This window comes from Actinosynnema sp. NPDC037264, assembly GCF_055603705.1.
On the sequence record NZ_JBVJVK010000006.1, the window covers coordinates 263,316 to 277,934 of the forward strand.

General features: G+C 71.2%; 16 protein-coding genes. 2 read left to right on the forward strand and 14 right to left on the reverse strand.

Features of this window, described 5'->3' with window-relative positions:
* Window positions 1-58: 58 nt before the first annotated feature.
* The 8 genes from ACZ7GX_RS10725 to ACZ7GX_RS10760 form a co-directional block, all read right to left on the reverse strand.
* A complete protein-coding gene (locus tag ACZ7GX_RS10725; RefSeq protein WP_498775142.1) occupies window positions 59-895 on the reverse strand; it encodes a F0F1 ATP synthase subunit delta in 837 nt (278 codons plus the stop codon).
* 10 nt (window positions 896-905) lie between these two features.
* A complete protein-coding gene (locus ACZ7GX_RS10730; RefSeq protein WP_141980869.1) occupies window positions 906-1,457 on the reverse strand; it encodes a F0F1 ATP synthase subunit B in 552 nt (183 codons plus the stop codon).
* A gap of 31 nt (window positions 1,458-1,488) precedes the next feature.
* Window positions 1,489-1,734, reverse strand: coding sequence for an ATP synthase subunit C-like protein (locus ACZ7GX_RS10735; RefSeq protein WP_121231937.1), 246 nt, complete (start codon window positions 1,732-1,734; stop codon window positions 1,489-1,491).
* Window positions 1,735-1,810: 76 nt separating this feature from the next.
* A complete protein-coding gene (gene atpB, locus ACZ7GX_RS10740) occupies window positions 1,811-2,590 on the reverse strand; it encodes a F0F1 ATP synthase subunit A (RefSeq protein WP_498775145.1) in 780 nt (259 codons plus the stop codon).
* A gap of 152 nt (window positions 2,591-2,742) precedes the next feature.
* On the reverse strand, window positions 2,743-3,189 hold the full coding sequence (locus ACZ7GX_RS10745; RefSeq protein WP_498775147.1) for a Cg1360 family ATP-synthase-associated protein: 447 nt from the start codon (window positions 3,187-3,189) through the stop codon (window positions 2,743-2,745).
* 81 nt (window positions 3,190-3,270) lie between these two features.
* Window positions 3,271-4,431, reverse strand: a complete 1,161-nt coding sequence (locus ACZ7GX_RS10750; protein WP_082404575.1) for a glycosyltransferase family 4 protein — start codon at window positions 4,429-4,431, stop codon at window positions 3,271-3,273.
* A 110-nt stretch (window positions 4,432-4,541) separates the two neighbouring features.
* Window positions 4,542-5,192 carry an L-threonylcarbamoyladenylate synthase gene (locus ACZ7GX_RS10755; RefSeq protein ID WP_498775149.1) on the reverse strand — a complete coding sequence of 217 codons (651 nt, stop codon included), beginning with the start codon at window positions 5,190-5,192 and terminating at the stop codon, window positions 4,542-4,544.
* A 99-nt stretch (window positions 5,193-5,291) separates the two neighbouring features.
* Window positions 5,292-5,939, reverse strand: coding sequence for a hypothetical protein (locus ACZ7GX_RS10760; RefSeq protein ID WP_498775151.1), 648 nt, complete (start codon window positions 5,937-5,939; stop codon window positions 5,292-5,294).
* 83 nt (window positions 5,940-6,022) lie between these two features.
* Between ACZ7GX_RS10760 and ACZ7GX_RS10765 the strand changes: the two genes are divergently transcribed.
* Window positions 6,023-6,658: a serine/threonine kinase C-terminal domain-containing protein gene (locus ACZ7GX_RS10765; protein WP_498775153.1), complete on the forward strand. Its 636-nt coding sequence runs from the start codon at window positions 6,023-6,025 to the stop codon at window positions 6,656-6,658.
* Here the strand turns inward: ACZ7GX_RS10765 and prmC are convergent.
* The 5 genes from prmC to rpmE form a co-directional block, all read right to left on the reverse strand.
* On the reverse strand, window positions 6,655-7,515 hold the full coding sequence (gene prmC, locus ACZ7GX_RS10770; RefSeq protein ID WP_498775155.1) for a peptide chain release factor N(5)-glutamine methyltransferase: 861 nt from the start codon (window positions 7,513-7,515) through the stop codon (window positions 6,655-6,657). The genes ACZ7GX_RS10765 and prmC overlap by 4 nt on opposite strands.
* Before the next feature lie 18 nt (window positions 7,516-7,533).
* Window positions 7,534-8,919 carry a dihydrolipoyl dehydrogenase gene (lpdA, locus tag ACZ7GX_RS10775; RefSeq protein ID WP_498775157.1) on the reverse strand — a complete coding sequence of 462 codons (1,386 nt, stop codon included), beginning with the start codon at window positions 8,917-8,919 and terminating at the stop codon, window positions 7,534-7,536.
* Window positions 8,920-8,929: 10 nt separating this feature from the next.
* Window positions 8,930-10,135, reverse strand: a complete 1,206-nt coding sequence (locus ACZ7GX_RS10780; protein ID WP_498775159.1) for an acyl-CoA thioesterase/bile acid-CoA:amino acid N-acyltransferase family protein — start codon at window positions 10,133-10,135, stop codon at window positions 8,930-8,932.
* Window positions 10,136-10,156: 21 nt separating this feature from the next.
* Window positions 10,157-11,212, reverse strand: a complete 1,056-nt coding sequence (prfA, locus tag ACZ7GX_RS10785; RefSeq protein WP_498775161.1) for a peptide chain release factor 1 — start codon at window positions 11,210-11,212, stop codon at window positions 10,157-10,159.
* 98 nt (window positions 11,213-11,310) lie between these two features.
* Entirely contained in the window at window positions 11,311-11,523 is a 213-nt protein-coding gene (rpmE, locus tag ACZ7GX_RS10790) for a 50S ribosomal protein L31 (RefSeq protein WP_230572533.1), read from the reverse strand.
* 248 nt (window positions 11,524-11,771) lie between these two features.
* Between rpmE and ACZ7GX_RS10795 the strand changes: the two genes are divergently transcribed.
* Window positions 11,772-12,182, forward strand: coding sequence for a hypothetical protein (locus tag ACZ7GX_RS10795; protein WP_498775164.1), 411 nt, complete (start codon window positions 11,772-11,774; stop codon window positions 12,180-12,182).
* A gap of 69 nt (window positions 12,183-12,251) precedes the next feature.
* Here ACZ7GX_RS10795 and rho read toward each other — a convergent pair whose 3' ends face one another.
* Window positions 12,252-14,318, reverse strand: coding sequence for a transcription termination factor Rho (gene rho / locus ACZ7GX_RS10800; RefSeq protein ID WP_498775166.1), 2,067 nt, complete (start codon window positions 14,316-14,318; stop codon window positions 12,252-12,254).
* Between the last annotated feature and the right edge of the window lie 301 nt (window positions 14,319-14,619).

Here is a 14,619-nt window from a genome sequence, read left to right on the forward strand (position 1 = left end):
TCGTTCCTGCTCTCACTTCGTTCTGGGAAAGGGGCTTGTGGGCCGCGGTTCCGGTCGGTCAGCCGGCGAGGTCGCGGCGCAGTGACGCCAGGCGACCGGCCACGCTTCCGTCGATGACCTCGTCGCCGATCTTGATCAGCAGACCGCCGCGCAGCGTGGGGTCGACCTCGACGTGCAACGCGATCGGCCTGGAGTAGATCCGGGTCAGCGTGGCCTCGAGGCGGTCCTGCTGCGCCGCGTCGAGCTCGACGGCGGAACGGACGTAGGCGACGGAACGTTCCCGGCGCTTGGCCGCGAGCGACGCGAGGTCGCCGAGGCCGTTGACGACGCCCTGGCCGCGCGGCTCGCGGACGAGCTGGTCCACCAGGGTCTTGGTGGTCCCGTCGACCTTGCCCGCCACAAGGCTGTCGACCAGCGCGACCTTGCCCGCGGGCTCGGCCGCCGGGTCGGACAGCGCCAGCTCCAGCTCGTGGTTGCCCGCGATGATGCGACCGAGTCGGAACAGCTCGTCCTCGACGGCGTCGAGCTTGCCGTCCCGCTCCGCCCGCACCAGCAGCGTGGTGCGGGCCAGCGACTCGATGCCGTCGACCAGCTCGCGCGGGCTGGACCAGCGCGCGGTGACGACCGTGGCCAGCACCTGCACCGTCGCGTCGTCGACCTTGCCGTCGAGCAGGCCGTGCAGCAGCTGCTCCCGGGACTCGGGGCCCGAGGAGTTGTCGGCCAGCGCCCGACGCAGCGCGGGCTGCGCCGACAGCAGGCTGACGACCGCGAACAGCTCCTCGCCCAGCTTGCCCAGGGACTCGCTGGCGGTGGGGCCGGTCGTGCCGTCCACGACCTCCAGCAACCGCAGCTCGGCGGCGGCCAGGGCGTCACGGCTAGCGGCGTGCAGCGTCATCGGCGTTCCCTCACTTGGCGGCCGGAGCCGACGTGCCGTCGAGCTCGGAGAGGAACCGGTCGACGGTGCCCCGACGGCGCACCTCGTCCTCCAGCGACTCGCCGACGACCCGGTCAGCCAGGTCGATGGCCAGTCGGCCCAACTCGCCACGCAGCTCGGCGACGATCTGCGCGCGCTGCGTCTCGAGCTGGGTCTGCCCCTGCGCGACGATCCGCGCGGACTCCTCCTGCGCCTTGGCGCGCAGCTCGCTGATGATCTGCTCGCCCTCGATGCGGGCGTCGTCGCGGATGCGGGCCGCCTCGGCACGTGCCTCGGCGAGCTGGGCCTTGTACTGCTCCAGCGTGGCCTGCGCCTGCGCCTGCGCCTGCTCGGCCTTCTCGATCCCGCCCTCGATCTTGGCGGCGCGTTCCGCGTAGACCGCCTCGAACTTCGGCGAGACGAACTTCTTGATGACGAACAAGAGCAGCAGGAACGCGATCAGGCCGATGATGATCTCGGAAGTGTGCGGGAGAACCGGGTTGATCGGTTCCCCCTCCGCCGCCGCCACGATGAGGGTTTTCATCACAAACCTCTCTTATGCGATGAACGGGTGCTCAGGCTGCCGACGCGAGGAAGTACACGACGAAGCCGAGCAGCGCGAGGACCTCGACGATGGCGAAGGTCGTCCAGGCGAGGCTCAGCAGGACGCCGCGGGCCTCGGGCTGGCGGGCGGTCCCGCTGATGACCGAGGAGAAGATCAGACCCACGCCGATGCCCGGGCCGATGGCCGCGAGGCCGTAGCCGATCGCGGCGAGACCCGCGTTGGTCACACCGGAGGCGGCTTCCTGAGCAAGAACGATGGATGCGCTCACTTGTGCTGTTCCCTTTCCAACTCGGTCCGCGAAAGGCATCGCGGATCGGAGGCTTGAATGTTTTTCAGTGCTCTTCCGCCAGCGCGGCGCCGATGTAGTTGGCGCTCAGCAGGGCGAAGATGTAGGCCTGAAGGACCATGATCAGCGCTTCCAGGAACGTCAGCGCGATGGCGAAGAGGAAGGCAATCGGGGCCACCACCACCGTGATGCCGCCGTTGAGCAGCAGGAACTCACCCGCGAGGGTGAACACCAGCAGCAGGAGGTGACCCGCGAACATCGCTGCGAAGACTCGGATGGCGAGCGTGAGCGGGTTCAGGACGAACTTCTGGAAGAACTCGATCGGGATCAGCAGGATGAGCACGAACCAGGGCGCGCCGGGGGGCATGGTGGCGTGCTTCAGGTAGCCGACGAAACCGTGGCGCTTGAACCCCACGAAGTGGTAAACCGGGTAGATGACCAGGACCGAGACGGCGAGCGGGAAGCCGATGTGCGCCATCGTGGGGAACTGGACGAACGGGATGAGCCCGAACAGGTTGTTCACCAGGATGAACGTGAAGACGGTCAGGATCAGCGGAACGAAGGGCTTGAAGTCCTTGCCACCGATCTGCTCACGCGCGATCGAGTTGCGCCCGATGTCGTAGGCCGACTCGGCGAGGAACTGGAACTTACCCGGGACGAGCTTCATGTTTCGGGTCGCCAGGATGAAGAACGCCCCGATGATGAGGACCGACAGGACCAGCAGCACCATCGGCTTGTCGACCGAGCCGAAGATCGCCGGGGGGAAGAAGTCCTTCACACCGGGTGCGACGAACTCGCCACCCGAGGCCAGCACCAACGTGGTCACTGTGTTCCTTCCGGTTCTCCCGGCCGGCGTTCACTCCGCCGGGGGAATCGTCACGATCGGGACTTAACGTACCTTACGGACCGCAAGCGCCCGCGAGAGGCACCCCACCTACCTGGGTGTCCCGTCCTGCGCGCACCGTACCAGCCGGTAGATCAGGTGTTTCCAGGGGTCGGGATGACGATCTGACTGCGACTGCGCTTGGAGGCGCGCACCTCCATGGCGGTGGCCACCAGGATGGTCGCGGCCATGGTCAGGGCCAGCGCGTTGGTGTGCAGCACGGGGAACTGGCGCAGCAGCAGCATCACCGCGAACAGCAGGATGAGCTTGCCCAGGAACCCGGCGAACGCCGCGACCATGATCACCTGGAGCGGCATCGCGGCGGTGCGGTGCATGAGCAGCAGCGTCGCGGCCGACGACAGGCACGCGATGGCACCGCCGATCAGCGCCGCGACCAGGCCGGGGACCCCCGCCAGCACAGTCCAGAGGATCGCGCCCGCGACCACCGTCGCGAGCGCCGCCCACAGCGCCGCGCGGTACATCTCGCCCGCGAGTCGCTGCACGACGGCTTCGTGGGTCCACTCCGTCTTGTCCTGGCTCATGTCACCCCCAAAGGGTCGAACACCGTCCACTGGTCGAGACCGAGTGTAAAGAAGCCTTGGTCCTCACCCCACCATCGGGGGTCATGTGCGGCGCACTTCGCGAAGTCTGGGTATCGCGGAGACCAACAGCGCGAGAACAAGTCCGATGGCCAGGCACCACACCACGACGACGACGTCGAACAGCGTCAACGCGACCGCGCCGAACGCCAGCACGCCCGCCCACAAGTAGATCAGCAGCACCGCGCGGCGCTGGGAGTGCCCGATCTCGAGCAGCCGGTGGTGCAGGTGCATCTTGTCCGCGGAGAACGGGCTCTCGCCCCGCCGGGTCCGCCGGACCACGGCCATGAGCAGGTCCAGCAACGGCACGAACAGGACCGCGGCGACCACGACCAGCGGCGACAGCAGGCCCAGGACGTCCGTGGCCCGCACCGACTCGTAGTTGATCTTCCCCGACGCCGAGATCGTCGCCGCCGCGAGCATCAGCCCGATCAGCATCGACCCCGAGTCGCCCATGAAGATCCGCGCCGGGTTGAAGTTGTGCGGCAGGAAGCCCAGGCACGCGCCCGCGAGCGTGGCCGCGATCAGCGCGGGCGGGTACGCGCCCACGTCACCGCCGTTGTTGGCCAGCAGCCCGATGGAGAACACGCAGGTGGCCGCCGCCGCGATCAGCCCGATGCCCGCGGCCAGGCCGTCCAGGCCGTCCACGAAGTTCATCGCGTTGACCATGGTCACGGCCAGCAGCACGCTCAGGATCGCGCCCTGGTTCTGGTCCAGCGAGAGCAGCGAGCCGGTGCCCTCGCCGTCGTCGCCCCACGGCACCCAGAACAGCAGCCACTGCAGGCCGAACAGCACGAGGATGCCCGCCGCGGTGACCTGGCCGGCGAGTTTCGTCAGGGAGTCCAGCTCGAACCGGTCGTCCAGCACCCCGACGAGGACGATCACGCCACCGCCCACGATCACCGCGTACGGGTCGTAGGAGAAGTCGAACGCCGAGCGCAGCACCGGCAGCTGGTGCGCCAGGAGCATGCCGCCGAGCACCCCGCCGTACATCGCGAGCCCGCCCATCCGCGGCATGGGTTGGACGTGCACGTCGCGCTGGCGGGGGTAGGCGACCGCGCCGATCCGGAACGCCAGCGCGCGCACCAAGCCGACGAGCAGGAACGTCACGACGGCGGCGGTGAGCGCGACGAGCAGGTACTCCCGGACGGGGAGGACGTTGGACACGGCAGGCAACTGGCCCACGGCAGGCTAGCCCCTCGGCGATGGGGTGTCGGGTGGATCTTGCTGCAGCTGATCCAGTCGGGCTGGTTCGGGCGACGGGAGTACCACGCTACTCCGATCGGGAAGATCCACTAGCGGGCGACCTCGACTTCGACGCCGAGGGCCTTCGAGACCTCGCCGATCGGCACCGCGCCCTCCCGCAGGACCACGGGGTCCGGTCCGGTCAGGTCGACGATGGTGGAGGCGGTGTTCTCGGTGGCCGGTCCGCCGTCCAGGTAGACGCCGACCTCCTCGCCGAGCTGGTCCCAGGCCTCCTGGACGGTGCCCGCCGGCGGGAAGCCCGACTTGTTCGCGCTGGAGACGGCCATCGGACCGACGTCGCGGAGCAGCTCCAACGCGACCGGGTGCAACGGCATCCGCAGCATCACGGTGCCGCGGGTGTGACCGAGATCCCACGCCAACGAGGGCGCGTGCGGCAGCACGAGCGACAGCCCGCCCGGCCAGAACGCCTCGATCAGCGCGCGGGCCTGCCGGGGCACCCCGAGGACCAACCCGTCGATCGTGGTCCACGAGCCGACCAGCACGGGGACCGGCATGTCGGGCCCGCGCCCCTTGGCCTCCAACAGGGCACGAACGGCCGCCGCGTCGAACGCGTCACACCCGATGCCGTACACGGTGTCCGTGGGCAGGACGACCAGCCGCCCGCCCCGCACCGCTCCCGCGGCGGCTTCGAGGCCCGCCGCGCGATCGGTCTGGACACCACAATCGTAGATCGTGCTCACCCTGCTGATCCAAGCACAGCGCGACCGGGCCCAGCGGCCGAGGTCACACCCGGACGGCGAGCGGCGGGCACGGAGCGGCGGGCGCGTTCCGCGGCCCGGTCACGAACCACCGCGGCCGAACGCCGCGTCCGCGTCGACCGCCCACTTCCGCTTCCGGTGCGCCACCACGAACCCGAACACGAGCGCCGCGCCCACCAGCACACCGGCCGCGGTCACCGCCGGGTTGCCGATCGCGCTGCCCACGAACGGCAGCACGAGCACGGCCAGCCCCACCACCGCCGCCGTCCACACGTCCGGCTCGACCCACCGCCACCGCCGCGCCTCGTCCAACCTCCGGCACAGGTCGGTCGCGAACGCGATCAACTCCGGGTGCGGGCTGAGCGCCAGGACCTCCTCGGCCAGCGCACGGCACTCGGCCGCCTGACGCGCGCCCGTCACGACCAGCGCACCCTCGGGCGTGACGGCGCGCACCTCCGCCGTCCGGGCCGCGAGCGCCAGGGCGAGGTGCGTGCGCAGCACGTCGTCCGCACGGGGCGCGCCGCCACGGGCCAGCTCCGCGCGCACCACGGCCGCGGCCAGGTGGCTCTCGCCGTCGTGGCCCTCGCCCAACGCCGACGTCAGCGCGGTCAGCGCGCGGGACAGGCGCACCCGGTCGGCATCGCCGAATTCGGTCAGGTCGACGCGGGTGATGCGCGCCGCCAGCCATTCCCGCAGTTCGCTCCACTCGTTCGGCCCATTGACAGCCATCGCGGGTTCTCCGATTTACTCGGCGGAGCGTTGACGTCCAGATTATCCCGATGGCGAGGCGTCCGGTGAATGCGAGAAACCCGATGGGCGCCCTCCCCCTGGCGCTGTCGGCCGCCGCCGCGTACGCCGTCCTGGCCGGAACCGCGGGCTACCTGACGCTGGACCGGAGTCCCCCGACGACCGCACCCGGCACCTCCGCCGCGGCGGCGCCCACCCTGCCCGTCATCACCACGACCACCACCGCGCCACCGCCCACGACCACCACGACCACCGCCGCCCTCCCGCCGGACCTGCGGCGGGTCGAAGCGCCGGGCGGCCTCACCACCGTGATCCCGGCCGGGTGGGCGGTCGCCACCGGCACGGTCGCCACCACCCTCGTCGTCACCGACCCGACGTCACCGCGCCGGGAACTGCGACTCGGCGGCGCGCCGGTCACCGACCCGTCGACACCGCTGCTGGACCGCATCGCGCGCGCCGCCGCGGACCGGGAACGCGAACCCGGCCACCGCCGCGTCACGCTCACCGCGACGACGATCCGCAATCACCCGGCCGTCACCTGGGAATTCGACGAGAACACGCCGTCGGGCGCGAAACGGGTCGCCACCGCGTTCTGGGAAACCGGCGGCGTCGAATACGTCCTCTACGCCGCGGGCCCGCCCGAGGAGTGGGAGCTGACCCGGTCGCGCCTGGCCGGGATGGTCGAGCGCGCCACCCCTTAGACCCGGCGAGCGGTCGCGAAGCGCGGTCGCCACGCCAGGTCGCGGTGGTCGGCGACGTCGGTGAGCACCCGGCGCGAGGAGAGCAGCGAGGGCACGACCACGCCGTGGCTGTCGTCGTGCTCGATCGCCACGTGCCCACCGGGCTTGAGCAACCGCGCGGCGACCGCCACGACGTGCCGGATCACCTCCAGCCCGTCCGGCCCGCCGAACACCGCGTGCCGCGGGTCGTGGTCGGCGACCTCCGGCTGCACCTCGGTGCCGTCCGGCACGTACGGCGGGTTGCACAGCACCAGGTCCACCTGTCCGTCCAGGTCGGACAGCAGGTCCGGCTCGGTCACGTCGCCCGCGTGCAGGGTGATGGGCGTGTCGCCCGCGGCGGCGCGGGCGTCCGCGTTGCGCCGCGCCCAGGCCAACGCCGAGGGGTCACGCTCGACCGCGTGCACGGACGCGGCCGGCAACCGGTGCGCCGCGGCCAGCGCCAAGGCGCCGGAACCCGTGCACAGGTCGACCACCACCGGGTCCTTCGACTCCAGAGTGGACAGCGCCCACTCCAGCACCAGCTCGGTCTCCGGGCGCGGGATGAACACGCCCGGACCGACCTCCAGGTCCACGCCGCCGAGGTGGGCCCGGCCGGTGATGTGCTGCAACGGCACGCGCGTCGCGCGCTCCCGCACGGCCTTGTGCAGCGCGTCGACCACCGGCGGGTCGACCAGCGGGATCAGCGGCAGGCGCGAGCGCTCGACGCCGAGCACGTGGGCGGCGAGCAGCTCGGCGTCCACCCGGGGACTGTCGACACCCGCCGCGGCCAGCAGGCGCTCGGCTTCGTTGATGGCCGTCCGCAGCGGGTGTCGGGTCATGGACCCAGCCTAAGCCGGTCAGAAGTTGATCATGTGCCCGGCCAGGCCGTGCACGGCTTCCTTGACCGCCTCGCCCAACGTCGGGTGCGCGTGCACGTTGCGCGCCACCTCGTGGACGGTCAGGTCCCACTGCTGGGCCAGCGTCAGCTCGGGCAGCAGCTCGGTCACGTCCGGTCCGATCAGGTGACCGCCGAGCAGCTCGCCGTACTTGGCGTCGCTGATCAGCTTCACGAACCCGGCGGAGTCGCCGATGCCGTGCGCCTTGCCGTTCGCGGTGAACGGGAACTTCGCCACCCGCACGTCGAACCCGCGCTCGCGCGCCTGCGCCTCGGTCCACCCGAACGAGGCGATCTGCGGCTGGCAGTACGTCGCCCGCGGGATCATCACGAAGTCCAGCTCCATGGTCTCCGCGCCCGCGATGGTCTCCGCCGCGATGATGCCCATGGACTCGGCGGCGTGCGCGAGCATCAGCTTCGCCGTCACGTCGCCGATCGCGAAGATGTTCTCCACGTTCGTGCGGCCACGACCGTCGACGGCGATCGCGCCGCGCTCGGTCAGCTGCACGCCGGTGTTCTCCAGCCCGTAGCCCTCGACCCGCGGCTGGAAGCCGATGGCCTGCAGGACCTTGTCGGCCTCCAGGACCTCCTCGGCGCCGTCCTTGGACACGGTCACCCGCACGCGCGGCCCGGAGTCGTCGATGGACTCGACCCTCGTGGACGTCCGCACGTCGATCCCGAGCCGCTTGTACCGCTTGGCCAGCTCCGCCGACACCTCGGCGTCCTCCAGCGGCACCACCCGGTCGAGGAACTCGACGATGGTGACCTTCACGCCGTAGTTGTGCAGCACGTACGCGAACTCGACGCCGATGGCGCCCGCGCCGGCGATGACGATGCTCTCCGGCAGGTCCTGCGACAGGATCTGCTCCTCGTACGTCACCACCCGTTCGGACAGCTTCGTGCCCGGCAGGAGCCGGGTCGTCGCGCCCGCCGCGATGATCGCGTGGGTGAACGTGACCCTCTCGTCACCCACCTGGATGGTGTTCGCGTCGAGGAACGTGCCCCGGCCGTTGTACTCCGTGATGCCGTTCTTCTTCATCAGGAAGTGCACGCCCTTGACGCGCCCGTCCGCGACCTTGCGGCTGCGGTCGTAGGCGACGCCGTAGTCGAACTTCACCGTGCCGTCGACCTGGATGCCGTAGGTCTTCTGCTCGTGCGTGAACAGGTGCGCGAGCTCCGCGTTGCGCAGGAGCGCCTTCGACGGGATGCAGCCCACGTTCAGGCACACCCCGCCCCAGTAACGCTCCTCGATGACCGCCGTCTTCAGCCCCAGCTGGGCCGCCCGGATCGCGGCGACGTACCCGCCTGGCCCCGCACCGAGGACCACGACGTCAAAGTGTGCGCTCATGAGCGACACATTAGGTGCCCAGTTGGTCCGACAAGAACTCAACCGTCCGACGCCACGCGTCGGCGCGAGCGGCGGCCGTGGCGGCGGGCGTGCCGCCCATCGCGAAGTCCACGCCGGGCCCCGGGACGACGACGTCGGTGGTGGGCCGGTGCGGCGGCCCCGCGATCAGGTGTCCTGCCTCGGGGTACACCACGCGCTCGTGCCGGTGCGCGTGCCCGCGGTCGGTCAGCCGGCGCCAGGCGACCTCGCTCAGCTCCGCCGACGGCCACGACCGGTCCTGCCCGGATGAGAGCAGCAACACACCGCCCGCGATCCGCTCGACCGGGATCTCGGTGTCCTCCGGGATGCCGTCGGCGAAGTCGAACGCCGAGCTCAGCCGCACCGGCTCGCCCGAGACCACCTGCTCGCGCAGCTCGTCGGGGACCGAGTACGGCAGGTACGGCAGCGGCCTGCCCTGCCACGTCCACGACGCCGCCTCGTGGTCCAGCTTCCGCAACAACCGCGAGCCGGGCCCGATGCACTGCGTGACCACACCACTGCCCACCACGCTCACCACGGCCTTGACCTGCGGGAACGTGGCACCGACCAGCAACGCCGCCTCGCCGCCGCGCGACCCGCCCACGACACCCACCTGCCCGGCCCGCGCGCCGAGCCACTCCAGGGCCGTCCCGAAGTGCTCCAGCGGGATCTCGACCAGGTCGTCCGGCACGCCCGGCACGCCGAAGTACGCCGTCGCCAACGCCGCGAACCCGTGCCCGGCGAGCAGGGCCGCGTCCAGCTCGTGCACCCCGCCCTCGGACCCGCCCAGCACGAGCACCCCGGGGTGGACCCGGTCGTCGTCGGGCTCGAACAGCACGCCGACCAGGCCGTTCTCGCGCACCTCGGTCCGCCTGACCCCGTCGGGCACGGTCAACCGGTCCACTTCCACCTTGTCGACCCCGACGACCTCGACCAGCGTCGGGCCGCTCGGCTCACCCGTCCGGGTCATCGACCAGAACAACCCCATCGGGTCGACGCCGGAGTAGCCGCCCTCGACGGGCGCGTGCCGGGTCAGGTCCACCACCCCGCGCTCGTCGGCCACGAACACCGCGGACGACGACCAGTCGCCCGTCGACGCGCGCACCTCGACCCGTTCGTCCGGTGGCAGGTCGACCACCCGGACCTCCAGCACGGCGTCGAGCGGGGCGCGCCGCGGGTTCACCAGGATTTCCGCCATCGCGCGCCCCCTCGTCTCGCCTCACCCGGCGGCTAGTCGCTCCGCGCGGTCGGCCGCCGCCAGGGCGTCCAGCACCGCGTCCAGGTCGCCGTCGAGCACTTGGTCCAGGTTATGGGCTTTGTACCCGACCCGGTGATCGGAGATGCGCGATTCCGGGAAGTTGTAGGTCCGGACCCGCTCGGAGCGGTCCACCGTGCGGATCTGGGTGCGCCGGGCGTCCGAGGCCTCCTGCTGCTGCTTCTCCTCGGCCAACGCGGTCAGCCGGGCCTGGAGCACCTGCATCGCGCGCGCCTTGTTCTGCAGCTGGCTGCGCTCGTTCTGGCAGGACACCACGATGCCGGTGGGCAGGTGCGTGATGCGCACCGCGGAGTCGGTCGTGTTGACGCTCTGCCCGCCCTTGCCGGAGGAGCGGAACACGTCGACGCGCAGGTCGTTCTCGTCGATCTCGACCTCGACCTCGTCGACCTCGGGGAACACCAGGACGCCCGCGGCGGAGGTGTGGATGCGGCCCTGCGACTCGGTCACCGGCACCCGCTGCACGCGGTGCACGCCGCCCTCGTACTTCAGCCGCGACCACACGCCGTCCGGGGTGTCCACGCGGCTCTTGATGGCCACCGTGACGTCCTTGTAGCCGCCCAGGTCGGAGTCCGTGCCGTCGAGCACTTCGGCCTTCCACCCGTGCCGTTCGGCGTACCGCAGGTACATGCGCAGCAGGTCGCCCGCGAACAGGGCCGACTCCTCGCCGCCCTCACCGGACTTGATCTCCAGCACGACGTCCGCGCCGTCGTGCGGGTCGCGCGGCAGGAGCAGCTCGGTCAGCTTGGACTCCAGCGCCGGCACGGTCCTGGCCAGCTGCTCGGCCTCCTCGGCGAACACCGCGTCCTCGGCGGCCAGCTCGCGGGCCGTCTCCAGGTCGGACCTCGCCTGCTCCAGCTCACGGGCGGTCTTCACGATCGGGGTCAGCTCGGCGTAGCGCTTGCCGAGCTTCCGCGCGCCCGCCTGGTCGGCGTGCACCGAGGGGTCGGCGAGCCTGGCTTCCAGCTCGGCGTGCTCGGCCAGCAGGGCGTCCAGCGTCACGATCTTGCTCCGGTCTCAACGTCTGGCGAGGGTGCTTCGGGGTGTGGAGACGACAACGGCGCCCACCCGCGGATTCGGGGTGGACGCCGTCGGGGCAGCTACTTGGCGCGCTTGCCGTAGCGGGCCTCGAAGCGCGCGACCCGGCCACCGGTGTCCATGATCTTCTGCTTGCCCGTGTAGAACGGGTGGCAGTTCGAGCAGATCTCGACGTGGATGGCGCCGGACGTCTTGGTGCTGCGGGTGCTGAAGGTGTTGCCGCAGCCGCAGGTGACCTCGGTCGTCACGTACTCGGGGTGGATGCCGGTCTTCAACGTCTTGTCCCTTTCCTCGATTGGCCGCCGGGTCCTCGTCGGGATCGTGCGAGGTGAACCGGAGCCGGGCTCGACCAGACAGTGTGCCAGATCGGCCGTCACGGACTGCAACGCGCGGCTTCGCACGCTTGTTCCCCGTGGCCGGGGTCACAACCGCTCGCCGATGGTGGTCGACCATTTGGCGCACGAGGTAACCGCTGAACTACAGACAGCAGCGGCCCACGCTGCGTGGACGCAACACTGTCGGTGTGTTCTGCACTGTCGGGCGTCCCCTGTCGCTGTCCTCGTGGCTGGCCGTGCCGTTCCTGTTCAGCATCGCCGTCCTGGGCCTCACCGGGCTGGGTGGCCTGCTGGTGGGCGCTCCGGGGCAGCCCGCCCTGTCGAGCCCCGTGGTCGGCGCGGGCGTCGCCGTCGCCGTCGCGACCTCCGGTGCGGTCGGGTGGACCGCCCGGTGGCAGCGCGGGTGGCTGCGCTGGCCGTACCTGACGTCGGTGCTGGTGGTCGGGGTGCTGCTGGACGGCGTGCGCGTGCCCGTGGCGGCCGTCGTCGGCCTCGGCGTGCCGGTCGTGGCGCTGCTGGTCGCCCACTACTTCCTCGAACGCCGCCGCACCGCCGCGCTCGTCGAGGCGGGCGTCGCCTCGCCCACGCCGCCCTGCTGAGGACCACCCCGGACGCCCGAAGGCCCGCCCGGCGTGGGTGCCGGACGGGCCTTCGGAGGTCGGACGGGGTCAGTCGTTGTCCCCGCCCGGGGTGGTCTTGGCCACCTGCATCAGGAACTCGATGTTCGTCCGGCTCTTGCGGAGGCGGTCGAGCAGCAGGTCGATGGCCTGCTGGCTGTCCAGGGCGTGCAGCACCCGGCGCAGCTTGTGCATGACCGCCAGCTCGTCCGGCGAGAGCAGCAGGTCTTCCTTGCGGGTGCCGGACGAGTCGACGTCCACCGCCGGGAAGGTCCGCTTGTCCGCGATCTTCCGGTCGAGCTTGAGCTCGGCGTTGCCGGTGCCCTTGAACTCCTCGAAGATCACGCTGTCACCCGCGGACCCGGTCTCGACCAGGGCCGTCGCGATGACGGTCAGCGAGCCGCCGCCCTCGATGTTGCGGGCCGCGCCCAGGAACCGCTTGGGCGGGTACAGCGCGGTCGAGTCGACACCACCGGACAGGATCCGGCCGCTCGCGGGGGCCGCGAGGTTGTAGGCACGACCCAGCCGGGTGATCGAGTCCAGCAGCACGACCACGTCGTGACCCATCTCGACCAGGCGCTTCGCCCGCTCGATGGCCAGCTCCGAGATCGTGGTGTGGTCCGACGGCGGGCGGTCGAAGGTGGAGGCGATGACCTCGCCCTTCACCGACCGCTGCATGTCGGTGACCTCTTCCGGGCGCTCGTCCACCAGCACCACCATCAGGTGGCACTCGGGGTTGTTCTTCGTGATCGCGTTCGCGATCGACTGGAGCACCGAGGTCTTGCCCGCCTTCGGCGGCGACACGACCAGTGCCCGCTGGCCCTTGCCGATCGGCATCACCAGGTCGATGACGCGCGTGGTGAGGATGTGCGGTTCCGTCTCGAGGCGCAGGCGCTCGTTCGGGTACAGCGGCGTCAGCTTGGTGAAGTCCGGCCGGTTGCGGGACTCCTCCGGGTCGAGGCCGTTGATCTTGTCCACCCGCACCAGCGGGTTGAACTTCTGCCGCTGCTGCTCGCCGTCGCGCGGCTGCCGCACGGCGCCGATCAGGGCGTCGCCGCGGCGCAGCCCGTACTTGCGGACCAGCGACAACGAGACGTACACGTCGTTCGGCCCGGCCAGGTAGCCCGAGGTGCGGACGAACGCGTAGTTCTCCAGCACGTCGAGGATGCCCGCCACGGGCAGCAGCACGTCGTCGTCGCGGACCTCGGTGTCCGTGGCCGGACCGCCCTCGTCACCGCGGCCGCCGCGACGGCGACGGTCGCGGAAGCGGCGACCGCGACGGCCGCCCTCTTCGTCGTCGTCGCCCGGACCGCTCTGCTGGCGGTTGCGGTTCTGGTCGCGGTCGCGGCCACCCCGGTCGCCGCGGTCGTCACGCCCGCCCCGGTCCTGCCGGTCGCCGCGGTTGCCGCGGTCGCCCCGGTCCTGGCGCTGTTCGCGCTGCTCGGAGCGGTCCTGGCGGTCACCGCGGTCCTGCCGGTCACCCCGGTCCGACCGCTCGCCGCGGTCCGGGCGCTCGGCGCGCTCGCCGCGGTCCGGGCGCTCGGCGCGCTCGCCCTGCTGGCGGTCGGCCTGGACGCGGTCCGCCTGAGCGGGCCGGTCGGCCACGGCCTGCGCCTGCCGGTCGTCCGCGGCGGGAGCCTCGGGGCTGCCCGCCGGCCGGTTGGAGGAACGGCGGCGGCGGTTGCCGCGACGGCCGCCCTCCTCCTCGGCGGGACGGTCGGTCACGTCGAGCTGCTGCTGGGTCGGCTTTTCCACCGGAGCGGGGGCCGCGGCGGCCTTCTCCACCACGGGCGCCTTCTCGACGACCGCCTTGGGAGCCTCGGCCTTCTTCTCGGCCTTGGGCGGCGTCGCGGCACTGCCCCGACCGGAGGTGCCGCCCTGCCGCTCCTTGATGGCGGCGATCAGGTCGCCCTTGCGGAGGCCGGCCGTGCCGGTGATGCCCAGCTGACCTGCGAGTTCACGGAGTTCGGCCAGCACCATTCCAGAGAGGCCCGCGCGCTTGCGCGGCGTGGCGCTGCCGTTCGAAGGGGTGGTCAGAGCGTTCTCCTCGGCTCCGGAACTGGCAGCGGGGTTGGGAGCAGCAGGAGCTTGGCTGCTCAGTACATCGGTGTTGGTCACACATGTCCTTCCTGACCGGAGCGCGCCTCCTACGCGTTCCAGCGGACCTGCCGTCCGACGGAATGCGGTGCGGCAGTTTCGTCCCGGTTCAGGCGGACCTGGCGACGGCGCGGAACGCGCACGAAAGCGGAGTCCTCCGGTACCGGACTTCGGTCACACGGCGAGCGGGTGCCTTCCAGCGTCGGCCCCGTCCATACGGCACAGAGCCAGGTCACTGGAGGAATGCGACCCGGAACGAACGTCCGGGCACCACACCGGCGCCCGTGCGCGCGGTGACTGATGGCCCCGAGGGTAGACGCCG